The organism is Billgrantia endophytica (genome assembly GCF_002879615.1).
Taxonomy (GTDB): domain Bacteria; phylum Pseudomonadota; class Gammaproteobacteria; order Pseudomonadales; family Halomonadaceae; genus Halomonas; species Halomonas endophytica.
In genome coordinates this window covers 1-22,420 of record NZ_PNRF01000047.1, presented here as the reverse complement: position 1 = coordinate 22,420, position 22,420 = coordinate 1, and the positions used below count along the sequence as shown (strand labels likewise).

The window sequence follows — 22,420 nt, the reverse complement described above, 5'->3', positions numbered from 1 at the left end:
GTATGCCTTGAATGCAAGCTAGGATATTCGAAAATTTATGTCAATAGCTTGTCTTTTATTTACGATGAGCCTGACTATGTATCCCATGTAATGGTGAAATGGAGAGCTATATATGACAAGAGATTGTCATGTTGCGCTGCAAGATAATCCCGACAAGACCCCGAGAGGGTCATGAGGGGATCGGCTCAACTGTCATGTTGGAAAGTCAGCGAGCCTGTACCTGTCCTGCCTTTGGTTCCTGATGCTAATGTTTCCATACGCCGTCCTAGCGGCGGCGATGTGCCAATTCGGCGACTCGCACGGTATCCGACGAGGGGAGGGAAGCGATGGACTACAAGGCAATCGATATCCAACAGAAGCTTGGCCTGTTCGATGAGCAGTGGTCGCCCAGGGTGATCGCCGAGATGAACGACTATCAGTTCAAGCTCGTGAAGCTCGAGGGGGATTTCGTCTGGCATGATCATCCCGATACGGATGAGGTCTTCCTGGTGATCAAGGGCAACCTGCGCATCGATTTCCGGAATGGTGCGGTCGACCTGGCCGCCGGCGAGATGTTCGTGGTCCCGAAAGGCGTCGAGCACAAGCCCTTCGCCGAGCGGGAGGCGGAAGTGATGCTGATCGAGCCGCGCGGGGTCGTGAATACGGGCAATGCCGGCGGCGAGCGGACCGCTGAAAACGACGTGTGGATCTGAACCGGCCTCCTGGCTGCCTTCAGGCTCTCGGGATAGAAGAGATGACTGCTACACTGCCTCTGGGGTGTCGATACCCTACTGATTGGGAGACGCAGTGATGAGTGAATTCACCGACAAGGCCCCCGTGCCGCTGGAGAAGGTGCGCCGCTACCTGGAGCCGGGGCCCATCGTGCTGGTTTCGTCGGCTTGGGAGGGGCGGCGCAATATCATGACCATGGGCTGGCATACCGTGATGGCGTTCTCGCCGCCACTGGTGGGCTGCATCATCTCGGCCGACAACCATAGCTTCGAGATGATTCGCCGCAGCGGCGAGTGTGTCATCAACCTGCCGACCACGACCTTGACCGATCAGGTGGTGGGCGTGGGCAACAGCAGCGGTGCCGAGGTCGACAAGTTCGCCCGCTTCGGGCTGACCGCGGAGCCGGCGGAGCAGGTGAGCGCGCCGCTGGTTGGCGAGTGCCACGCCCACTTCGAATGCCGGATGTTCGACGACGCCCTGGTGGAGCGCTACAACTTCTTCATCTGGGAGGTGGTGGCGGCCCGGGCGGCGGTGTCCCCTGAGTATCCAGAGACCCTCCATTACACCGGCGACGGTGTCTTCATGGTGGCTGGCAAGATCATCAGCCGTCGCGATCAATTCCTGCCGGAGATGCTGTAGGTTTCAGGGAAGGGCGGTGAGTTGCGTTCAGGAAAACCTTAGCGGCTGTATCAAAAAATTCTTATGATGGGGTCAGGCCTCTTGCCCGCAACGGAGATATCGTCATGGCGACCAGAATCACGACTTCCCGGAGAGATGATGGCATCACGCTGCTGAAGATCAGCTGTCCCGAACGACGCAACATTCTGGATGAGGCGAGCTACGCGCATATGATCGAGGTGATCGCGGCGGCCGAGGCGGACGATGGGGTCAAGGTTCTGATCATCACGGGCAGCGAGAACTGCTTCACCGCCGGGAATGACCTGGCCAATTACAAGGCGTTGGCGGATGCCACGAGTGTATCGGCCATCACCTTCCTGCGCCACCTGCATGCCTTTCGAAAGCCCGTTATCGCCGCTGCGGAAGGTATCGCCCTGGGGCTAGGCTCGTCGATTCTGCTGCACTGTGACTTTGCCTATGCGGGCAACTCGACGAAGTTTTACCTGCCCTTCGTCAACTTCGCCTTGACGCCTCTCGGGGCCACGACGTACCTGCTGCCCAAGCTGGCCGGCAACAAGGCGGCCACTGAAATGCTCATGCTCGGCAAATCCTTTACGGCGCTCCGCGCGCATGAACTGGGTCTGCTGACCGATACCACTTCCGATGGCAAGGCGCTCGAGCAGGCGATCGATTGTGCCAAGCACCTGATCGCCAAGCCCTACGAAACGCTACTGGCCACCAAGGCGCTACTGCGTGCAAGCGACGCCGAGGTGATCGGCCAAGCTCTGGATCGAGAAGAGCAGCAACTGCTGGAGCGGTGCCGCTCCCGAGAGGCCCAGAGTGCCATAGATGCCTTCTTTGCCAGGAAAAGGGGCCAGTAGTCAATCGGCGGCCCATGTAGTGGCAGATGCCTGGGCTTTGCGCTGATAGCAGGAGGCGGAAGTGATGTTGGCCGAGCCGCGCGGAGCGACTGCCTCCCGCTCGAGCGCCTGACGTCCCGGTCGTGCCGCTGGAGAAGGTGCGCCGCTATCGGGAGCCACTGCCATCACGGGTAGCGTCCGCTGCGCCGGTTCTCCACCAGCACGCCGAGAATGGCGTTGGCGTCCCGCATGGCGGGCGAGGAGGTCTCGCCCTTGCGACGGCTGCAGATCACCGGCGAGGTAAGGCTCTTGTCGGCGAGATAGACGTAGACGATGCCATCGCGCTTGACCCGCTTGACCTGCTCGGGAACCAGCGTGATGCCGATATCGGAGGCGACCAGGCCGAGTGCGGTCTGCAACTCGTTGGCCTCCTGCACCACCTCCACCTTGAGGCTGCGGCGGCGGAACAAGCCAAGGACCGTGTCGGCCAGGCTGGGGCGCGGCTTGGCGGGAAACACGATCAGCGGATAGCGGGCCAGTGCCTCCAGGGTTGGCGTGGTGTCGGCCAAGGGATGGCCCTCGGGCAGGGCGGCCATCAGCGGTTCGTCGAACAGCACCTCCTGCTCCACGTCCGGGTCGTCGATCTTCAGGCGACCGAAGCCGATGTCGATGCGCCCACTCTTCAACGCCTGGATCTGTTGCACCGTAGTCAACTCCACCAGGGCCAGCTCGACGTTATCCTTTTGTCGTAGGCCGCGTACCAACAGGGGCAGTTGGCCGTAGAACACCGAGGGTACGAAACCGATACCGAACATGACGCGCTGGCTTCGCGCCATGCGCCTGGTGGCCTCCACGGTGGCATCCACCTTTTCAAGTATCTGGAGTGCATGCTGCTGAAAGAACAGTCCGGTGGGCGTCAGACGCAGCCCGCGGGGCCCCCGCTCGAACAGTTCGGCGCCCACTTCTATTTCCAATTGTTTGATTTGTCGAGATAAAGGCGGTTGTGACATATGCAGCCTCTCGGCGGCACAGGTCAGGTTGAGCTCCTCGGCGACCACGCAGAAGTACCGTAGGTGGCGTAGCTCCATGATACCTCCTGGGTATGGCTCGGCACCCAAACAATATTGGTTTCCTCATCGCGGCGCAATCACACTGCTTGCCAGTCCCCAACACATTTCCCGGAGCGGGAGCCGCCATGACACCTCTGATCGACGCCATCGAGACGCTGCTGGTCGACCTGCCGACCATCCGTCCCCACAAGCTCTCCATGACCACCATGGCCTGCCAGACGCTGGTCATCGTGCGCCTGCGCGACTCCGATGGCGTCGAGGGGCTGGGCGAGGGCACCACCATCGGTGGGCTCGCCTACGGCCCCGAGAGCCCCGAGAGCATCAAGCACAACATCGACACCTACCTGGCGCCGCTGCTGATCGGCCAGCCGGCGGCCGCCATCGGCGCACTGCGCGCCCGCCTCGATCGCCATGCCCGAGGCAACGCCATCGCCAAGTCGGCGCTGGAAACGGCACTGCTCGACGCCCAGGGCAAACGCCTGGGCCTGCCCATGGCCGAGTTGCTTGGTGGTGCTCGCCAGACCCATGTGCCGGTGCTGTGGACGCTGGCCAGCGGTGACACCCGCAAGGACATCGACGAGGCCTTTCAGCGGCTGGAACAGTGCCGCCATCGCGACTTCAAGCTCAAGATCGGCGCCAACTCCGTCGATGCCGACGTGCGCCACGTGGCCGCGATCAAGGAGGCCCTGGGCGAGCGAGCAAGCGTGCGGGTCGATGTCAACCAGGCCTGGGACGAGAGCACCGCCGTGCGCGGCATCGCTGCGCTGCAGGACGCCGGGATCGATCTGATCGAGCAGCCGATTCCCGCCCGTGAGCACGCCGGGCTGATCCGCCTGGCCAACCGCTTCGAGGTGCCGATGCTGGCCGACGAGGCGGTGGCCGACGCCCGCGACGGATTCGAGCTGGCGGCCGCCGGCTTCAGCGGCGCCTATGCGCTGAAGATCGCCAAAGCCGGTGGCCCACGCGGTGCCCTGGCACTGGCGCAGGTGGCCCAGGCGGCCGGCATCGGCCTCTACGGTGGCACCTTGCTGGAGGGCACGATCGGCACCGCCGCCTCGCTGCATGCCTGGGCCACTCTCGGCGAGCTGGCCTGGGGCAGCGAGATGTTCGGCCCGCTGCTGCTCAAGGACGACATCGTCAGCGAACCACTCAACTACCACGAGTTCGGTGTTGACCTGCCCAGCGGGCCGGGGCTCGGCATCCGCCTGGATGAAGACAAGCTGGCGCACTACGCACGCCGCCGGCGATACGCGAAATAGGCCGGGCTCGCGCTCGGTAAGCGATTCGACGCGCAGTGGCGCGTTGCACTGACCACGAGGAGAAACCGCATGCTGTTTCAGGTGGAAATGACCGTCAAGCTGCCGCCGGAGATGCCGGCCGAGCAGGCCGCCAAGATCAAGGCGACCGAGAAAGCCTACTCCCAGGAGCTGCAGCGCTCAGGCAAGTGGCGCCATCTGTGGCGGGTCGCTGGCAGCTACGCCAACGTCAGCGTGTTCGACGTCGAGGACAACGCCGAGCTGCAGGAGATCGTCAGCAACCTGCCGCTCTTTCCCTGGATGGAGATCCGCGTCAAGCCGCTGTGCCGGCACCCCTCCTCCATCCGTGAGGACGACAGCTGATCCGGGACGATCCGTGGCAGCACGCCCGAACCGCGCGCCACGCACCGGAGCAGCCGCTGATCGAGAAAAAAGTCGTGCAACTCGACAACGACGATATCCGCCAGGTCATCGACGTCTACCACGTCCGAGCCGGTGGGAGGAGATTCGACCATGAGCTACACCATTGCCCTCAATTTCGAGGATGGCGTGACCCGCTTCATCGGCTGCAAGGCCGGCGAGACGGTGCTCGACGCCGCCTATCGCCAGAAGGTCAACCTGCCGATGGACTGCTCCGACGGCGTCTGCGGGACATGCAAGGGGCGCTGCGAGCAGGGTGCCTTCGACCTGGGCGACGACTATCTGGACGAGGCACTATCCGAGGAGGAAATGGCCGAAGGCCAGGTGTTGACCTGCCAGATGGTGCCGTCCTCGGACTGCGTCATCCAGGTGCCGGTGGCCTCCACCCTGTGCAAGACCGCGGTAGGCAGGGTGAAGGGCACCCTGGCCGTGGTCGAACGGCTCTCCGAGGACAGCATCGAACTGGCAGTGGATCTGGATGAGGACAGCGAACTCGCCTTCCTGCCCGGCCAGTACGTGCACATCGACGTGCCCGGCAGCGAGGTGCACCGCTCCTACTCCTTCAGCTCGCTGCCGGGGGAGATGCGCGCCACCTTCCTGATCCGCAACATTCCGAACGGGGTGATGAGCGGCTACCTCTCCGAGCGCGCCGCGGTGGGCGACCGCCTCAGCCTGACCGGCCCGCTGGGCAGCTTCTACCTGCGCGAGGTAACGCGTCCGGTGCTGATGCTGGCCGGCGGTACCGGCCTGGCGCCATTTCTCTCCATGCTGGAGCAGCTGGTGCGCAGGGGCGATACGGGTGAGGGCGCCGAGGCGCCGATCCACCTGATCTACGGCGTCAACAAGGACGATCACCTGGTCAAGGTGGATGCGCTGGAAGCGTTCAAGGAGCGGCTGCCGAACTTCCGCTACACCACCGTGGTGGTGGACGAAATGAGCGAGCATCCGCGCAAGGGCTATGTGACGCACCACATGGACGCCGAAGTGCTCAACGATGGCGACGTGGACGTCTACCTGTGCGGTCCGCCGCCCATGGTCGATGCCGTGCTCAAGCACTTCGACAGGGAAGGCATCATCCCGCAGAGCTTCCACTACGAGAAGTTTACACCGAACCAGGTGGAGGAGGCCGCATGAGCCGCTTTACCGACAAGGTCGTGATGGTCACCGGGGCGGCCCAGGGCATCGGCCAGCGGGTCGCCGAGCGGGCCGCCGCCGAAGGCGCCCGCCTGGCGCTGGTGGACCGCGCCGACGTTATTCACGAGGTGGTGGCTGGGCTCTGCGAGCAGGGTGTGGATGCCATCGCCCTGCAGGCCGATCTGGAGACCTGGAAAGGCGCTCAGGATGCGCTGACCTGGACCGTCGAGCGCTTCGGGCGGATCGATGTCCTGATCAACAACGTGGGCGGAGCCATCAACTTCAAGCCGTTCACCGAGTTCACCGACACCGAGATCGCGGCGGAGATCACCCGCTCGCTGATGCCGACCCTGTGGTGCTGCCGTGCCGCGCTGCCCACCATGGTGGCGCAGGGCAGTGGTGTCATCGTCAACGTCTCCTCGGCGGCGACCCGCGGTATCCATCGGATTCCGTATTCGGCGGCCAAGGGCGGTGTCAACGCCATGACCGCCTCGCTGGCCTTCGAGTATGCCGAACATGGCATTCGGGTGGTGGCCACCGCGCCCGGTGGCACCGAGGCGCCGCCACGGCGTATCTCACGTGGTACCCCCGAGCCCCGTAACGAGCAGGAAAGGAGCTGGTTCCAGGCGCACATTGATCAGACCAGGGACAGCTGTCTGATGGGGCGCTACGGCACCCTGGACGAGATGGCTGCACCGATCCTGTTCCTGGCCTCGGATGAAGCCAGCTATATCACCGGCACCGTGGTCCCTGTGGCAGGAGGAGACCTGGGCTAGGCCTCGTCGCGCCAGCTCGGTCGACTCAACACGATTCCAACGACAATAACCCCTGGAGCCACCATGAGACATATCGAAAAGGGCATCAGCCTCAGGCGCGCGCCTGGAGACTTCCTGCGCGACCTCAATGTTGATAACGCCAGCACAGGCTTGGTCGCCGGTATTCTAGGGCTCAGTGTCGGCGTCGTGCACATCAGTGCCGGCACCGCCGCAGGGCTTGAATCGTCTTTCATCATGATCTGGGTCATCGGCTACCTGATGATCAACGGCCTGTTCGGCCTCTTCATGCCGGCTTACTATCGGCTGCCGCTGCCCATGGCCAACTCGATTCCCGGCGCGCTGATGTTCGCGGCGGTAATCCCCGTGGTGGGCCTGGAGGCGGCACTGGGAGCGACCTTCATTGCAGGAGCCATCTCGCTGGTTGCCGGACTGACCGGGGTGATGGGCGTTGTGATGCGCCTGATTCCCATGCCCATCGTGATGGGCATGGTCGCCGGTATGCTGCTGAGTTTCGGTCTCAACATGGTAGAGCCGCTGGAGAACGCCTTATTGCCCGCATCAATCATGATCCTGGCGTTCTTCCTCTCGGCGCGGCTGTTTCGCAAGATACCGCCGCTGGTCGTGGCCATGCTGGCGGGGATCGTCTACCTGGTGGCCACCGGCGTGGATCTCTCCGGCATCGAGGCCACCATCCGCTTCCCCGAGTTCATCGTCCCAGAGTTCACCCTGGCCGCCTTCCTGGCCTACGGCCTGCCGCTGGCGATCATCCTGGTGGGCATGGAGACTCCAGCTGGTGTCGGCCTGGTCAAGGGTATGGGCTACAAGCAGGTACCGGCCAACGGCATTACCGCAGTGGGTGGCCTGGGAACCATGGTCTCGGCCTTCTTCAACCTCCATAGCACCTGCATTGCCGCGCCAATGACCGGGGTCTGCTCCTCGCCGGAGGCCGGTGACCATGACAAGCGCTGGGTGGCGGCGGTAATCGCCGGGGCCATCTTCGTGATCTTCGCGCCGTTCTACGGCTATGTGGTGAGCCTGCTCGAGGTGACGCCGCGCTACTTCATCGTCATCATCGCCGGCCTGGCGCTGATGCGCGTGATCACCTCGTCCATGGCCATCGCCTTCTCCGGCAAGAAGCATGAGATGGGGGCGCTGTTTGCCTTCCTGATCGCCGCCTCCGGCATCCAGATTCTCGAGATCGGCGCCACATTCTGGGCCTTGGTGTTGGGCGTGGTGGTCTCGCTGATCTTCGAGACAAAGGACTTCGAGTTCGTCACCGAGCGGAACGTGCTTAAAGTAGGGCAGGCGAAGTGAGTCTAGCTGGACCTATCCTCCCTGGTCCGTGCCTGCCAGTTCGGCACGGGCCTTTGTTGGATGGTATGCCTCACTCGGAGAACACACCGAATAGCAAATTACGCAGCCACCGATTTCCTGAATCCTGATGAAAACGGCGATGCCAGAATAGATTGATGGAGACTTCTGGAAACGGTAGAGGATGCTCATGCATTTCCAGCCCGAACCGGTGCTGGGTTGCCTTGGCCAGCTTGTCTGTCACCGTTACCACCAGGTCGCTCTCGCTTATGATGTAGGGCACGGCAGCGAAGTGTGGCAGTTTCAATCTCACTGGCCGGTCAATGCCCGCACGGGTCAGCTGCTCCTCCACGATGCCATGACCGGTACCCTTGGCGACTACGACAGCGTGCTTGGCGGCCATGAAATCATCGAACCCGAAGTTGCCCTTCGAGAGAGGGTGGTCGCGGCGCATCAAGCAAACATATCTCTGCATGAATAACCGTTGCTGATAGAAACCGGCGCCAAGCTGTGGGATCAGTCCGATAGCCAGGTCGATGCTTCCGTCCTCCATCTCCCGCTTCAGGTCTTCATTCTGGCTGCGCACCGTACTCAGGGAGATGCCCGGGGCCTCGTGGGCCAGGTGCTTGAGTAAACGAGGCAGAAAAACGATCTCGCCGATGTCGGTCATGGCGATGTTGAAGGTGCGTTCGCTCACGGCCGGCTCGAAGTCTTCCGGCCGGTTGAGGATCTCCTGGAGCTGAGCCAGAGCCTCGGCGACGGGAAGATGCAGGCTAGAGGCCAGTGGCGTCGGCATCAATCCTCGCGAGGTGCGTTCGAAGAGCTCGTCGCCGAGCAGGGTGCGCAGCCGCTTCAGGGCGTGGCTGACCGCGGGTTGGGTGATGCCGAGGCGCAGGGCCACGCGCTGAGTGTTCTGTTCCTGGTAGAGGAGGTCGAACACTACCAGCAGGTTCACGTCGATCTCGGACAGCTTGATCATGGCGTTCTCGTCGTCAAGGGAGTGTTTTCCGGTCGCCCCTGACATTGGACAAAGGTCGAGTTCCGATAGGCGCGGAATCACCCAGGTTATTGTTTTATGGACTTATTAGTTGTGTTTATGCAGTGAATGCAGGGGGCTGTGTGGTGGCAGCCGAGTCAGGGGAATAGCGTGAGGAGCACCACAACAAGCTCTGACAATCCCATCCCTGACAGGAGACACCATCATGGTATCCGACATCTCGCGCAAGCGTCTTTCCATCGGCATCGTCGGCGGCGGCATCGGCGGCGTGGCCTTCGCCGTGGCCCTCTCGCGGAAGCCCGGCCTCGACGTTCACCTTTTCGAAGCGGCACCACGGTTCTCCGAGATCGGGGCCGGTGTCTCCTTCGGACCCAATGCCGTGCGCGCCATCCAACTGCTTGGCCTGGAGCGTTCGTACCGCCGCATCGCCGACTCCTCCCCGGCCCCCTATGAGGACGTCTGGTTCGAATGGCGGCGCTGGCATGACGACGCCTACCTGACCGCCAGCCTGGCGCCTGGCTGCGGCCAGTCCTCGGTGCATCGGGCCGACTTCCTGGATGCCATCGTCGCCAATCTGCCCGAGGGGATCGCCCACTTTGGCAAGCGCTGTATCGAGGTGCGGCAGGATGCGGATGGCGTCGAGGTGGCTTTCGAGGATGGCAGCCGCCATCGCTGCGATATCCTTGTCGGCTTCGACGGCATCAAGTCGGCGGTGCGTGATCATGTACTGCCACCGGCGCAGTACGGTGATCTCGGCCCGTACTGGAGCGGTACCTATGCCTATCGCGGCATGATCCCCGCCGGGCAGTTGGAGGCGGCCATGGCGGCCAGGGGCGCCGACACGCGTCTGGCCCTGGTGCCACAGATGTACCTCGGCCCAGATCGTCACATCCTGTCCTTCCCGGTCAAGCAGTCCGAACTGATCAATGTGGTGGCCTTCATCACCGACCGCTCTGCCCCGACCCCCACGCTTCCCGAAGGCGAGGAGTGGGTCAATGCCGTGAGCCAGGAGGAGATGCTGGGCGTGTTCGAGGGCTGGGGCGCGGCCTCCCAGGCCATTCTCGCCTGCATTCCCGAGCCGACGCGCTGGGCGCTGCATGAGCTGCCGGAGCTGCCTCGCTATCACTGCGATCGGGTGTTGCTCGTGGGGGATGCGGCCCACGCCATGGTGCCCCACCAGGGGGCGGGAGCCGGTCAGGCGCTGGAAGATGCCCATGTGCTGGCCAGCCTGCTCACCGATGAAGCCTGCACCCGGAAAAACGCCCAGCAAGTCCTGACGGCCTTCGAGGCGGTTCGCCACGAGCGCACCTGCAGGGTACAGCGTACCTCCCACGAGGCGGGGGATCTCTACGAGTACAGTGCCCCCGACATTGGCGATGACGAAGAAAAAGTGGCTTTTGAGCTGGAGACCCGCTTCGACTGGCTGTGGAACCACGATCCGCAGGACGACGTGGCCACGGCCAGAACTCGCCTGGGATGGGAGGCCACCTCACTCACTGCCTTGGCCTGATACCCTTCAGCAGAGCATGGCACTGAGCAGAAAACCGGCTGAGCCTTCGTTGGAGAAGGCGCCCTTTGGCGGCATAAAGCACAGCGGTATGAGTTCCGGCCCTTGGGAGCATTCCAAGGGCCGATTTCCCTATGTGGGAAAGTATCGTGGTGCTGCGATAAGGGTGCTGCGTTCGGCGGCGCTGGCCTCCAGGACAGCACCCTCCTGCTCTGGCGAACCCTTCCTTATCCTTTTGTCGCAATGTCCTCGGTCAGCAGGAACCCCGGAGCGAGCAGGAGAGGCTCTTTTTCTCTGCGAGATGGGGTGCGATGCCTGGCGCATTGGGACAACTGTCCTCAAGAGACCCTGGGCGCTTCTCGGGATGTATTTATAAATCGCTGATTACAAAATAGTTGTCTTGTGAACTCTGGGTCTCGTGGCCGACGGTCGCGGGACGCCGAGGGTGAATCAGGCGATACCCTGGAGGTATAGGGGCGAACCCAATCGATATTGGTGAGCACTCATGCGTCTGGCCAGAATCCAGTCGAGATGACAAGAAAATGCTCGCCCGCCTCCGGCAGGGAACGGGACGAGCCCTCGACAACTGTCCCTGCCTTCGCTGACGACCCGGCAGGGCATCACGACAACGAGAGAGCACTCCACCATGACCGTGAAGATCTTCGACACCCCTGACGTGCAGGATTTCCTGAAGACAGTCGCCGGCTTTGACCAGGCGGGCGGCGACGAGCGCGCCAAGCAGATCATGCATCGCCTGCTTTCCGACCTCTACAAGCTGATCGACGATTTCGACGTCACCCCCGAGGAATACTGGTCCGCCGTCAGCCTGCTCAACGCCCTGGGCCACGAGACCCAGTTCGGCCTGCTGTCGCCGGGGCTGGGCTTCGACCACTACCTGGACATGCGCCAGGACGCCGCCGACGCCGAGGCCCGGCGCACCGGTGGTACCCCGCGCACCATCGAGGGTCCGCTCTACGTGGCCGGCGCCCCGGAGGCCGAGGGCTTCGCGCGTATGGACGACGGCAGCGACCCGGACGCCGAGGTGATGTGGTTGACCGGCCAGGTGCGTGACGTGGACGGCACGCCCATCGCCGGCGCCAAGGTGGAGGTGTGGCACTGCGACTCCAAGGGCGGCTACTCCTTCTTCGACCCGACCCAGAGCGAGTACAACCTGCGCCGCACCATTTTCACCAACGGCGAAGGTCGCTACCGCGCTCGCAGCATCATTCCCTCCGGCTACGGCGTGCCGGAAGGCGCCCCCACCGACCAGGTGCTCAAGGCCCTGGGCCGTCACGGCGAGCGTCCGGCACACATCCACTACTTCGTCTCGGCGCCGGGGCACCAGCACCTGACCACCCAGATCAACCTGGCCGGTGACAAGTACACCTGGGACGACTTCGCCTTCGCGACCCGCGAGGAGCTGGTGGTGGAAGGCAAGCGCATCGAGGACGCCGCCGAGGCGGATAGGCGTGGGCTGGAAGGTGTCTTCACCGAGGTGGTGTTCGACGTGGAGCTGGCCAAGACAGAGGTGGCCGAGCTGCAGACCCGCCACGCTCGCCCGCGGGCCAAGGAAGATGTCGAGGACATCGGCAGCCAGCTGGCCGCTACCGCCAAGGTGTGATCGGCACCGGGCCATCGCCGCGGCCTCCAGCAAGGAGCGCCGCCGGGTCAGTTCCCGAACGATGGTTGCTGGATGGCCTCATTCCTTGACCCTGGCGGGCCACGCCTTGGGCCTGCCGGATCGACACGACGAGATACTGAGGAGCCTGATCATGACCACCAAGCTTGATCAACTCGAGAAGCGCGTGCGCGGTGCCGTCATCGACGACGCCGAGGCCGGCATCTTCCGCTGCCACCGCAGCATGTTCACCGACCGCGAGTTCTTCGAACTCGAGCTGAAGCATATCTTCGAAGGCAACTGGCTGTTCCTGGCCCACGAGAGCCAGATCAGCGAGCCGGGCGACTACTTCACCGTGACCATGGGGCGCCAGCCGGCGGTGATCACCCGGGACAAGAGCGGCGAGCTGCATGGCCTGATCAACGCCTGCACCCACCGCGGCGCCACCCTGTGCCGGCGCAAGCAGGGCAACAAGGGCACCTTCACCTGCCCGTTCCACGGTTGGACCTTCAAGAACGACGGCAAGCTGCTCAAGGCCAAGAACGAGAAGACCGGAGCCTACCCGGACGGCTTCAAGCAGGAGGGCTCCCACGACCTCAAGCGGCTGCCGCGCTTCGCCAACTACCGTGGCTTCCTGTTCGGCAGCCTCAGCGACGACGTTCAGCCTCTTGAGAAGTACCTGGGTGAGACGATGAAGATCATCGACAACATCGTCGATCAGGCGCCGCAGGGCCTGGAAGTGCTGCGCGGCACCTCCTCCTACACCTTTCAGGGCAACTGGAAGCTGGGCGCCGAGAACGGCGCCGACGGCTATCACGTCAGCACCGTGCACTGGAACTATGCCTCGACCATGGAGCGCCGCAACTACGATGCCGGTGGCACCAAGGCGGTGGACGCCGACGGCTGGTCGAAGAGCCAGGGCGGCTTCTACTCCTATGACAACGGCCACATGATGCTGTGGACCCGGCTGCTCAACCCCGAGGTACGCCCGGTCTACACCCAGAAGGAGTGGATAGAGGCGACGCTGGGCGAGGCGCGAGCCGACTCCATCGTCAACCAGACCCGTAACCTCTGCCTCTACCCCAACGTCTATCTGATGGATCAGTTCTCCACCCAGATCCGCGTGATCCGCCCCCTCGATGTCGACAGGAGCGAAGTCACCATCTACTGCTTCGCGCCCAAGGGGGAATCGGCCGAAAACCGTCGCGTGCGTATCCGCCAGTACGAGGACTTCTTCAACGTCTCCGGCATGGGCACCCCGGACGACCTGGAGGAGTTTCGCGCCTGTCAGGCCGGCTATGCCGGGCTCGATGCAGAGTGGAACGACCTCTCCCGCGGTGCCAGGCAGTGGATCGAGGGCGCCGACGACAACGCCCGCGCCATCGACATGAAACCGCTGCTGAGCGGGGCCTCCCCCGAGGACGAAGGCCTCTACGTGCTGCATCACAAGCACTGGGTCGAGGAGATGCTGCGTGCCATCGACAAGGAACGCAGCCAGTTCATCGCCACCGCACCTGTCGAGGAGGAGGCTTCCGCATGAGCATTTCCTATCCCGAGATCCAGGCCTTCCTGTATCGCGAGGCACGGCTGCTCGACGACCGCCAGTGGGATGAATGGCTCGAGTGCTACGGCAAGGGCGCAGTGTTCTGGATGCCGGCCTGGGACGATGACGACCAGTTGACCCGTGATCCGCACAGCGAGATCTCGTTGATCTACTACCCCAGCCGCGAAGGGCTGGAGGATCGGGTCTACCGCATCAAGACCGAGCGCTCGGGCGCCAGCACGCCGGAGCCGCGCACCACGCACCAGATCACCAATATCGAGGTGCTGAGCCAGGACGGTGGCAAGGTCGAGCTGCGCTTCAACTGGCACACCCTGAGCCACCGCTACAAGCAGACCGACGGCTACTTCGGCACGTCCCGCTACACCCTGGACGTGTCCGGCGAGACGCCGCTTATCGAGAAGAAAGTCGTGCAACTCAATAACGATTATATCCATCAGGTCATCGACGTTTACCACGTCTGACCCGGTGCGGTGAGGAGGGACGATTGGCAGGCGGCAGGGAGGCCGCGCCAGACCATGCCTCGTGACCGATCACCGTGACATCGCCAGCGTCACCATCAGTCCAATACCAACAAATAACCACCCCTGGTGAAAACAATGAAAACGACCGTAAAGAAGACCGCCCTCGCTTCCCTGATCGGTGCCGGCCTGGCCATCGGCGGTGTCGTCAACGCCAGCGACGACCCCGTAAAACTGGGCCTGATGCTGCCCTACACCGGTACCTATGCGGCGCTGGGCGAAGCGATCACCAATGGCCTGGAGCTGGCCATTGCCCGGCACGGTGACCAACTGGGCGGGCGTAGCGTGGAGTACGTCAAGCTCGACTCCGAGGCCAACCCCTCGCGGGCCCCCCAGAACATGAGCCGCCTGGTGCGCGGCGACAACGTGGACTTCGTGATCGGCCCGGTGCACTCCGGGGTGGCCATGGGCATGCTGCGCGTGGCCCAGCAGACCGGCGCCATCACCATCATCCCCAATGCCGGCCTGGGCGCGGCCACCAACGAACTGTGCATGCCCAATGTCTTCCGCACTTCCTTCAGCATGTGGCAGGACAGCTACCCCATGGGCAAGGTGGCCTACGACCGCGGCCACCGCCGGGTGGTGACCATCACCTGGGACTACGCCGGCGGCAAGGAGGACATCGCCGGGTTCGAGCAGGCCTTCACCGAGGAGGGTGGCGAGATCCTCCAGCAAATTCTGGTGCCCTTCCCCAGCACCGAATTCCAGAGCTACCTGGCCCAGATCGGCAGCCTGCGCCCGGATGCCGTCTACACCTTCTTCGCCGGCGGCGGTGGCGTCAGCTTCGTGCGCGACTATGCGGCCTCGGGACTGAAGGACTCCATCCAGCTGCTGGGTTCCGGCTTCCTCACCGACGGCAACCTGGCGGCCATCGGCGAGGCGGGCGAGGGCGTGCTGACCACCCTGCACTATGCCGAGACCCTCGACACGCCGCAGAACCGCGCCTTCGTCGAGGCCTACCAGGCCGCCTACGGCGACATGCCCGACACCTACGCGGTGCAGGGCTACGACACCGGCATGATGCTGGTTCAGGCCATGGAGGCCGTGGGGGGCGACACCTCCGACCAGGATCGATTGATCACCGCCCTGTCCAACATACAGCTCGACAGCCCGCGGGGCCCCCTGGCCTTCTCCGACTCCCACCATCCGATCCAGAACGTCTACCTGCGCGAGATCCGCAACGGCCGGCACGAGGTAGTGGGCATCGCCCACGAGAACCTCGAGGTGCCCGACGAAGCCTGCAACATGTAACGGCGGCGTCACGGACTCACGGGGCGAGCCCGGCTCGCCCCCTCATCGGCATTTCCGGAGGGGTCTTCCATGGATCTCGCATTCTTCAGCGTGCAGCTGCTCAACGGGTTGCAGTACGGCTTGCTGCTGTTCCTGATCGCCAGCGGCCTGACGCTCATCTTCGGCATCATGGGCATCATCAATCTCGCCCATGGCGCCATGTACATGATCGGGGCCTACCTGGTCTACGACCTGACCTTCCGTCTCGGCAGCTTCTGGCTGGCCATCCTGGCGGCCATTCCCGTCGCCATTGCGCTCGGCCTGATCATCGAACGGCTGTTCCTCGACACCCTCTACAAGCGCGACCACCTCTACCAGGTGCTGCTCACCTTCGGCCTGATCCTGGTGCTCAACGAGGCCCAGCGCATCATCTGGGGCGGCGACGTGCACAGCGTGCCGGTCCCGGAACTGTTCAGCGGGCGCATCCAGCTCACCGACAACCTGCAGTACTCCCACTATCGGCTGTTCGTGATGGGTGTCTGCCTGGCGCTTGCCGGGGTCATCTACTGGGTGATCCGCCATACCCGGCTGGGCATCATCATCCGAGCCGGCGCGGTGAACCGGGACATGGTGGAGGGGCTCGGCATCAACGTGCGCACTCTCTTCACTCTGATCTTCAGCGTCGGCGTGGCGCTCACCGCCTTCGCCGGGATGATCGCCGCCCCGCTCACCTCCATCGCCCCGGGGATGGGGGACAGCATCCTCATCACCTGCTTCGTCGTCGTCGTCATCGGAGGCATCGGGTCGATCAAGGGCGCCTTCTGGGGGGCGATCCTGATCGGCATGGCCGAGACCTTCGGGTCGGTGCTGATTCCGAGCCTGGCCAGCATGGTCATCTACCTGATCATGGCCGCCGTGCTGTTGGTCAAACCACGCGGGCTGTTCGCCTGAGGGAGCCTTGTCATGTTGCATACCTATCCCAAGCGCGTCGTCGTCATCATGCTGGTGTTGACCGCCATCGTCGCCATCTTTCCGCTCTGGGGTCCCGCCGTGTTCGGCGCGCAGAGCGACTTCATGATGGAAAAGATGACCCTGATGCTGATCCTGGCGCTGTTCGCCATGAGCCTGGACCTGCTGGTGGGCATCGTCGGCCTGGTCAGCCTCGGGCACGCCCTGTTCTTCGGCCTCGGGGCCTACACCCTGGCACTCGCCAGCCCCGCCTTCAGCCCGGCCGCCATCTGGTGGATGGCGCCGCTGGTGATGCTGGTCGCGGCCCTGGCGGCGCTGGTGGTGGGCTTCCTGGTCATCCGCACCAGGGGCATCTTCTTCATCATGACCACCCTGGCCTTCGGCCAGATGCTCTACTACTTCGTCAGCACCTCGCGGCATACCGGGGGCACGGACGGGGTCTTCATCATGTTCCGGCCCAGCGTGGAGGTCGGCGGGGCCGTGCTGCTCGACCTCGACAATCCGCTGACCTTCTTCTACGTCTGCCTGGCGATGGTGGTGGTCGGCTATCTCTTCCTGCGCTGGCTGACCCGCTCCTTCTTTGGCCAGGTGCTCGACGGCATCCACGACAACGAGCATCGCATGGAGGCGCTGGGCTATGCCACCGGCCACTACAAGCTGGTCGCCTTCGTGATCTCCGGGGTGATGGCCTCCCTCGCCGGCATGCTGGCAGCCATGCAGTACGGCTTCGCCAACCCCTCACAGCTCGGTTGGCACACCTCCGGCGAGGTGCTGATGATGCTGATCCTGGGCGGCATGGGCACTGTCTTCGGCCCGATCCTGGGGGCCTTCGCCTACGAGATCCTCCAGCACACCTTCGAGCACCTGACCACCCACTGGCCGATCCTGATGGGCATCACCATCATCCTCGCGGTGCTGATCCTGCCACGGGGCATCGCCGGGCTGATCATCGATCCTCCGAGCCGGGCCAGCCTGGCCAAGTCGTCGCCGCTCAGGTGGCTGAAGCCTGGCCGGGCCGCTCCAGCCTCCGAGGCCGTCAAACCGGCCGCCCCTGCACCGAGGGAGGGCTGAGCCATGAGCGCGACCATGCTTGAGACCCGGGGTCTGACCCGCCGCTTCGGCGGCCTGGTGGCGGTCAATGAGGTCGACTTCGACGTTCGCGAAAACGAGATCCACGCCATCCTGGGGCCCAACGGCGCCGGCAAGAGCACGCTGATCAATCTGCTCTCCGGTGAGTTTCCCCCCTCCGAGGGCGAGATCCGCTTCCAGGACCGGCCCATCCAGGGGCGGAAGGCACAGCAGATCGCCCGTATGGGCATCGGCCGCAGCCACCAGAAGACCAATGTCTTCCCACGGCTGACCTGCCTGCAGAATTGTCAGCTGGCGGCGCGCATCCACCTGGGCGGGGTGCTCGGCAGTTGGCGCTCCCGCCAGCGGGCCCGGGCCGTTGACGAGCGGGCGTTGCAGGCGCTGGAGACCTGCCAACTGGTGTATCGCGCCTATACGCCGGCCGCGGCCATGAGCTACGGCGAGCAGCGCCAGCTGCAGATCGCCATGGTGCTGGCCACGGAACCGACGCTGATGCTGCTCGACGAGCCCATGGCGGGCATGGGCCGCGAGGAGACCGCCCAGGTCACCGAACTGCTCAAGGGCCTGGCCGACACCTACACTCTGGTGCTGATCGAACACGACATGGACTCGGTGTTCCGCCTGGCCAACCGCATCACCGTGATGGTCGACGGTTGCGTGCTGGAGACGGGCCCCACCGCCCAGATTCGCGCCAGCGAGAAGGTCCGGGACGTCTATCTCGGCCGCCACCAAGAGGAGGTACACGCATGACTGCCATCCAGCAACCGCATCCTGCCCAGGCCGCCGTTACCCCGCTGGTCGAGGTGCGCGGCCTGCACACCTACTACGGCGAGAGCCATGTGCTGCACGGGATCGACCTGACCCTGCTGCCCGGCGAGACCCTGAGCCTGCTGGGTCGCAATGGCATGGGCAAGACCACCACCCTGAAGTCGATCCTCGCCTTCGTACCGCCGCGCCGGGGCGAGGTCAGCATCAAGGGGCAATCCACCGCGAAGCGCCGCCCCTGGCAACTGGTGCGCCAGGGCATCGGCTATGTGCCGGAAGGGCGCGGCATCTTCCCCGGCATCAGCGTTCGCGAGCACCTGATCATGGCCGCGCGCCCCAACGAGCGCGGCCAGTCGCCCTGGACCCTGGAGCGGGTGCTGGACACCTTCCCGCGGCTCGGCCAGCGCATCCACCACGATGGTTCGCTCCTCTCCGGCGGCGAGCAGCAGATGCTCTCCATCGGTAGGGCGCTGACCACCAACCCCGACCTGATCATCCTTGACGAGGCCACCGAGGGGCTGGCGCCGCTGATCCGCGACGAGATATGGAAGATCATCCGGGAGATCAAGGCGTCCGGCATCGCCAGCATCATCGTCGACAAGAACATCGACAACCTGCTGGAGGTGGCCGACCGGCACGTCCTGCTGGTCAAGGGCGAGGTGGTCTTCAGTGGGGATTCCCGGGGGCTCAGGGAGGATCCCTCGATGCTCGAGACGCATCTCGGAGTCGCCTGAGACGTTTTTCCTTACACCGCATACTCAAGGGGGCCACTTATGCGACTTCACCGGGACTGGTCGATCCCCGCCCTCACCGCCGGCTTCGTGGCGGTGCTGATCTCCTACTCGGGCCCGCTGGCGATCTTCTTCCAGGCGGCGCAGAGCGCCGATGTCTCGCCGGCGATGATGAGCTCCTGGGTCTGGGCGATCTCCATCGGCGCCGCCATCTCCGGGATCGGCCTCAGCCTGTGGCTGAAGGTGCCGGTGATCACCGCCTGGTCGGCACCGGGCACGGCGCTGCTGGTGACGCTGTTTCCGGGCTTGTCGCTGAACGAGGCGGTGGGGGCCTATATCACGGCGGCGGCGATCATTCTGGTCGTTGGCGTCAGCGGCTCCTTCGACCGCATCATCCGGTTGATTCCGCCGGGTATCGCCGCGGCGATGATGGCCGGTATCCTGTTCCAGTTCGGCGTGGGGGTATTCACCTCGCTGGAGCGGGCGCCGGCACTGGCGGTGGGCATGTTGGCCGCCTATCTGCTCTTCAAGCGGTTGTCGCCGCGCTACTTCCTGGTCTTGCTGCTGATCGCGGGTATCGCCCTGGCGGTGCTGTTCGAAGACGCCAGCCTGCAGGGCGTTTCCTGGCAGTTGGCCCAGCCGCAATTGATCCGTCCCGAGTGGACGCTCGGCGCGACCCTCAGCCTGGCGATTCCGCTGGCGCTGGTCAGCCTTACCGGGCAGTTCCTGCCGGGCATGGCGATCCTGCGCGGGGCAGGCTATGACACGCAGGCGCGGCCGATCCTGACCGTGGCCAGCCTGGTATCGCTGCCGATGGCACTGTTCGGCGGTATCACCACGGTGGTGGCGGCGATCACCGCGGCGCTGTGCACCGGCAAGGAGGCGCACCCCGATCCCGGCAGGCGCTACGTGGCCGGGGTCGCCAACGGTGTCTTCTACCTGCTTGGCGCACTGTTTTCCGGCAGCATCGTGCTCCTGTTCACCTCGCTGCCGGTGACCTTCGTGGCACTGCTGGCCGGACTGGCGCTGATCGGCGCCATTGTCACCAATATCAGCAAGGCAGCGGCGGAGACCGATCATCTCGAAGCGTCGATCATCACCTTCCTGGCCACTGCCTCGGGCATGAGCCTGTTCGGATTGGGCTCGGCCTTCTGGGGCGTGGTGATTGGCGGTATCGCCTATCTTGTCCTGCATCGACCTTGGCAGACCGCCTTGCGCGAGGAGGTGACCAGCGATTTGTCCCGATAGTATCGCCAGTCATCACGCTGTCCAGTGCGACTCATGGTCAGGGCGGCATTGTGCAGGCATCGAAGTTCATCGAGCCTCGGAAAGCAGCTTCCCGGCATGGGATGACTGCTGCTGGCCACCGCCTCGCCCATGCCGGTATTGCCCGCGTGAGCCTAGAGTACTCCCTTGGCCTTGGCGATATGGGTGGCGATGGCATCCATCAGCGGTGGTGAAAGGCAGTCGTAGGGTGGCAGCCCCAGTTCCTTCAGGCGTGAGCGCACGGCATCCATGTCGCCGGGGTTGGTGCCGGATTCGATGATCGAGGAGACGAAGGCCGCGAATTCGGGGGCCGACCAGCCGCTGTCGTCGGAGAGCTCGGTATGGATGAAGTCCAGCCCATGGAAGGGATGCCCGGTGTTCTCGATGCGCCCGTACATGTGCACCCCGCAGCCCCTGCAGGCATGACGCTGTATGGCGGCGGAGGGGTCGACCACGTCGAGTTTCTCCTCATGAGCGGTGACGCTGAGGCTGTCGCGGGGCACCACGGCGACCATCGAGAAGGTGGCGCCGTCGGGTTTCCAGCACTTGGTGCAGCCGCAGACATGATTGTGGGCGGACTGTGCCTTGACGGCGACTTCGACCCGATCGCTGGCGCAGTGACAGTGGAGGGTGCCGCCGGGGAAGCTGTCGCTGCCGGCTCGTACGCCGTTGTCCACGGCGGGATGGATGGTCGGGTTCATGGTCGTTGTCCCCTGGGTGGTGGCGGCCGAGGTGGCTGTCGGCGCGGGATCCGCTGGCCGGCTATGGCGTTGCTGCTGTGGCGTGGTGGGCTGATGTCTCGTGGGGGGCGCCGTTCCCTGTCCTCCAAACCAGCGCTTCAGAGCGTCCATCAGGCTCATTGGCATGCACTCCTCATTCGTTCTAGTTGTCATATGGGGTCATCCGGGTCATGGGTCGCGCTTGCGACCGGTTGCCGTTTCGTCGTCTTCAATAGTGCAGCACCGTACGGATGCTCTTTCCGGCATGCAGCAGGTCGAAGGCCTCGTTGATCGTCTCGAACGGCATGTCGTGGGTGATGAACTCGTCGATCTTGATCTCGCCGTTCATGTAGCGCTCCACATAGCCCGGCAGCTCGCTCCGGCCCTTCACGCCGCCGAACGCCGAGCCACGCCACACCCGGCCCGTCACCAGCTGGAACGGCCGCGTCGAGATCTCTTCGCCGGCCCCCGCCACGCCGATGATCACCGACTCGCCCCAGCCCTTGTGGCAGCACTCCAGCGCCGCGCGCATCACGTTGACGTTGCCGATGCACTCGAAGGAGTAGTCCACGCCTCCATCGGTGAGGTCGACGATCACCTGCTGGATCGGGTCCGAGTGCTCCCGGGGATTGACGACGTCGGTGGCGCCGAACTGGCGGGCCAGCTCGAACTTGTCCGGGTTGACGTCGATGGCGATGATGCGGCTGGCCTTGGCCATCAGCGCGCCCTGGATCACCGCCAGGCCGATGGCGCCCAGGCCGAACACCGCGCGGTGGAGCCAGGCTCCACCTTGGCGGTGTTGAGTACCGCGCCGATGCCGGTGGTGACGCCACAGCCGAGCAGGCAGATCTTGTCCAGCGGGGCCTCCGGCGAGACCACCGCCAGCGACACCTCGGGCAGCACGGTGTATTCGCTGAAGGTGGAGCAGCCCATGTAGTGGTGCAGCGGCTTGCCTTCCAGCGAGAAACGCGAGGTGCCATCCGGCATCAGCCCCTGGCCCTGGGTGGCGCGCACCGCCTGGCACAGGTTGGTCTTGCCCGAGCGGCAGAACTTGCACTGCCCGCACTCGGCGGTATAGAGCGGAATGACGTGGTCGCCGGGCTTGAGGCTGGTGACGCCGGGGCCGACTTCCTCGACGATGCCGGCGCCCTCGTGGCCGAGCACGGAGGGGAACAGCCCCTCCGGGTCGGCGCCGGAGAGCGTGAAGGCGTCGGTGTGGCAGACGCTGGTGGCCGCGATACGAACCAGCACCTCGCCGGCCTTGGGCCCTTCGACGTCGATCTCGACAAGC

At 64.3% G+C, this 22,420-nt stretch carries 21 protein-coding genes and 1 pseudogene; 18 read left to right on the top strand and 4 right to left on the bottom strand.

Annotated elements, in window-relative coordinates; all coding sequences use genetic code 11:
* Window positions 1-326 precede the first annotated feature (326 nt).
* The 3 genes from C1H69_RS21975 to C1H69_RS21965 all read left to right on the top strand — a co-directional run bounded on the left by C1H69_RS21975 (window position 327) and on the right by C1H69_RS21965 (window position 2,210).
* On the top strand, window positions 327-692 hold the full coding sequence (locus C1H69_RS21975) for a cupin domain-containing protein (RefSeq protein ID WP_102655524.1): 366 nt from the start codon (window positions 327-329) through the stop codon (window positions 690-692).
* Between the two features lie 97 nt (window positions 693-789).
* Window positions 790-1,350 (top strand): flavin reductase family protein, encoded by a 561-nt coding sequence (locus C1H69_RS21970; RefSeq protein ID WP_102655523.1) that lies wholly within the window; start codon window positions 790-792, stop codon window positions 1,348-1,350.
* Window positions 1,351-1,454: 104 nt separating this feature from the next.
* The gene (locus C1H69_RS21965) at window positions 1,455-2,210 is read left to right on the top strand and encodes an enoyl-CoA hydratase-related protein (protein ID WP_102655522.1); all 756 of its coding nucleotides are present in this window, start codon (window positions 1,455-1,457) and stop codon (window positions 2,208-2,210) included.
* A 164-nt stretch (window positions 2,211-2,374) separates the two neighbouring features.
* Here C1H69_RS21965 and C1H69_RS21960 read toward each other — a convergent pair whose 3' ends face one another.
* Window positions 2,375-3,277, bottom strand: a complete 903-nt coding sequence (locus C1H69_RS21960) for a LysR family transcriptional regulator (RefSeq protein WP_102655521.1) — start codon at window positions 3,275-3,277, stop codon at window positions 2,375-2,377.
* A gap of 107 nt (window positions 3,278-3,384) precedes the next feature.
* Between C1H69_RS21960 and C1H69_RS21955 the strand changes: the two genes are divergently transcribed.
* From C1H69_RS21955 to C1H69_RS21930, 5 genes are all read left to right on the top strand, one after another.
* Window positions 3,385-4,518 (top strand): muconate cycloisomerase family protein, encoded by a 1,134-nt coding sequence (locus tag C1H69_RS21955; RefSeq protein WP_102655520.1) that lies wholly within the window; start codon window positions 3,385-3,387, stop codon window positions 4,516-4,518.
* Window positions 4,519-4,587: 69 nt separating this feature from the next.
* Window positions 4,588-4,878, top strand: a complete 291-nt coding sequence (gene catC / locus C1H69_RS21950) for a muconolactone Delta-isomerase (RefSeq protein ID WP_102655519.1) — start codon at window positions 4,588-4,590, stop codon at window positions 4,876-4,878.
* Between the two features lie 150 nt (window positions 4,879-5,028).
* A complete protein-coding gene (gene benC, locus C1H69_RS23970) occupies window positions 5,029-6,069 on the top strand; it encodes a benzoate 1,2-dioxygenase electron transfer component BenC (RefSeq protein ID WP_102655518.1) in 1,041 nt (346 codons plus the stop codon).
* The gene (benD, locus tag C1H69_RS23965) at window positions 6,066-6,845 is read left to right on the top strand and encodes a benzoate diol dehydrogenase BenD (protein WP_102655517.1); all 780 of its coding nucleotides are present in this window, start codon (window positions 6,066-6,068) and stop codon (window positions 6,843-6,845) included. The genes benC and benD overlap by 4 nt, the downstream gene beginning before the upstream one ends.
* Window positions 6,846-6,908: 63 nt before the next feature.
* Window positions 6,909-8,159, top strand: coding sequence for a benzoate/H(+) symporter BenE family transporter (locus C1H69_RS21930; RefSeq protein ID WP_102655516.1), 1,251 nt, complete (start codon window positions 6,909-6,911; stop codon window positions 8,157-8,159).
* Between the two features lie 70 nt (window positions 8,160-8,229).
* Here the strand turns inward: C1H69_RS21930 and C1H69_RS21925 are convergent, their stop codons facing one another.
* A complete protein-coding gene (locus C1H69_RS21925; RefSeq protein WP_102655515.1) occupies window positions 8,230-9,135 on the bottom strand; it encodes a LysR family transcriptional regulator in 906 nt (301 codons plus the stop codon).
* Window positions 9,136-9,358: 223 nt separating this feature from the next.
* Here C1H69_RS21925 and salA point away from each other — a divergent pair, with 223 nt between their 5' ends.
* The 10 genes from salA to C1H69_RS21875 all read left to right on the top strand — a co-directional run bounded on the left by salA (window position 9,359) and on the right by C1H69_RS21875 (window position 20,392).
* Window positions 9,359-10,663 carry a salicylate 1-monooxygenase gene (gene salA / locus C1H69_RS21920; protein ID WP_102655514.1) on the top strand — a complete coding sequence of 435 codons (1,305 nt, stop codon included), beginning with the start codon at window positions 9,359-9,361 and terminating at the stop codon, window positions 10,661-10,663.
* Window positions 10,664-11,306: 643 nt separating this feature from the next.
* Entirely contained in the window at window positions 11,307-12,281 is a 975-nt protein-coding gene (gene catA, locus C1H69_RS21915; RefSeq protein ID WP_102655513.1) for a catechol 1,2-dioxygenase, read from the top strand.
* Between the two features lie 151 nt (window positions 12,282-12,432).
* The gene (locus tag C1H69_RS21910) at window positions 12,433-13,818 is read left to right on the top strand and encodes a Rieske 2Fe-2S domain-containing protein (RefSeq protein ID WP_102655591.1); all 1,386 of its coding nucleotides are present in this window, start codon (window positions 12,433-12,435) and stop codon (window positions 13,816-13,818) included.
* A complete protein-coding gene (benB, locus tag C1H69_RS21905; protein ID WP_102655512.1) occupies window positions 13,815-14,303 on the top strand; it encodes a benzoate 1,2-dioxygenase small subunit in 489 nt (162 codons plus the stop codon). Before C1H69_RS21910 ends, benB begins: the two co-directional genes overlap by 4 nt.
* A gap of 135 nt (window positions 14,304-14,438) precedes the next feature.
* Window positions 14,439-15,611 carry an ABC transporter substrate-binding protein gene (locus C1H69_RS21900; protein ID WP_102655511.1) on the top strand — a complete coding sequence of 391 codons (1,173 nt, stop codon included), beginning with the start codon at window positions 14,439-14,441 and terminating at the stop codon, window positions 15,609-15,611.
* Window positions 15,612-15,680: 69 nt separating this feature from the next.
* Window positions 15,681-16,541 carry a branched-chain amino acid ABC transporter permease gene (locus C1H69_RS21895; protein WP_102655510.1) on the top strand — a complete coding sequence of 287 codons (861 nt, stop codon included), beginning with the start codon at window positions 15,681-15,683 and terminating at the stop codon, window positions 16,539-16,541.
* A gap of 12 nt (window positions 16,542-16,553) precedes the next feature.
* Complete coding sequence (locus C1H69_RS21890; RefSeq protein ID WP_102655509.1) at window positions 16,554-17,630, top strand: branched-chain amino acid ABC transporter permease; 1,077 nt, start codon at window positions 16,554-16,556, stop codon at window positions 17,628-17,630.
* 3 nt (window positions 17,631-17,633) lie between these two features.
* Window positions 17,634-18,398 (top strand): ABC transporter ATP-binding protein, encoded by a 765-nt coding sequence (locus C1H69_RS21885; protein ID WP_102655508.1) that lies wholly within the window; start codon window positions 17,634-17,636, stop codon window positions 18,396-18,398.
* Window positions 18,395-19,147 (top strand): ABC transporter ATP-binding protein, encoded by a 753-nt coding sequence (locus C1H69_RS21880; RefSeq protein WP_102655507.1) that lies wholly within the window; start codon window positions 18,395-18,397, stop codon window positions 19,145-19,147. The genes C1H69_RS21885 and C1H69_RS21880 overlap by 4 nt, the downstream gene beginning before the upstream one ends.
* A gap of 39 nt (window positions 19,148-19,186) precedes the next feature.
* Complete coding sequence (locus C1H69_RS21875) at window positions 19,187-20,392, top strand: benzoate/H(+) symporter BenE family transporter (RefSeq protein WP_102655506.1); 1,206 nt, start codon at window positions 19,187-19,189, stop codon at window positions 20,390-20,392.
* A gap of 152 nt (window positions 20,393-20,544) precedes the next feature.
* Here C1H69_RS21875 and gfa read toward each other — a convergent pair whose 3' ends face one another.
* Window positions 20,545-21,111, bottom strand: coding sequence for an S-(hydroxymethyl)glutathione synthase (gene gfa / locus C1H69_RS21870; protein WP_102655505.1), 567 nt, complete (start codon window positions 21,109-21,111; stop codon window positions 20,545-20,547).
* A 247-nt stretch (window positions 21,112-21,358) separates the two neighbouring features.
* A pseudogene (locus tag C1H69_RS21865) lies at window positions 21,359-22,420 on the bottom strand (S-(hydroxymethyl)glutathione dehydrogenase/class III alcohol dehydrogenase); the annotation flags it as partial.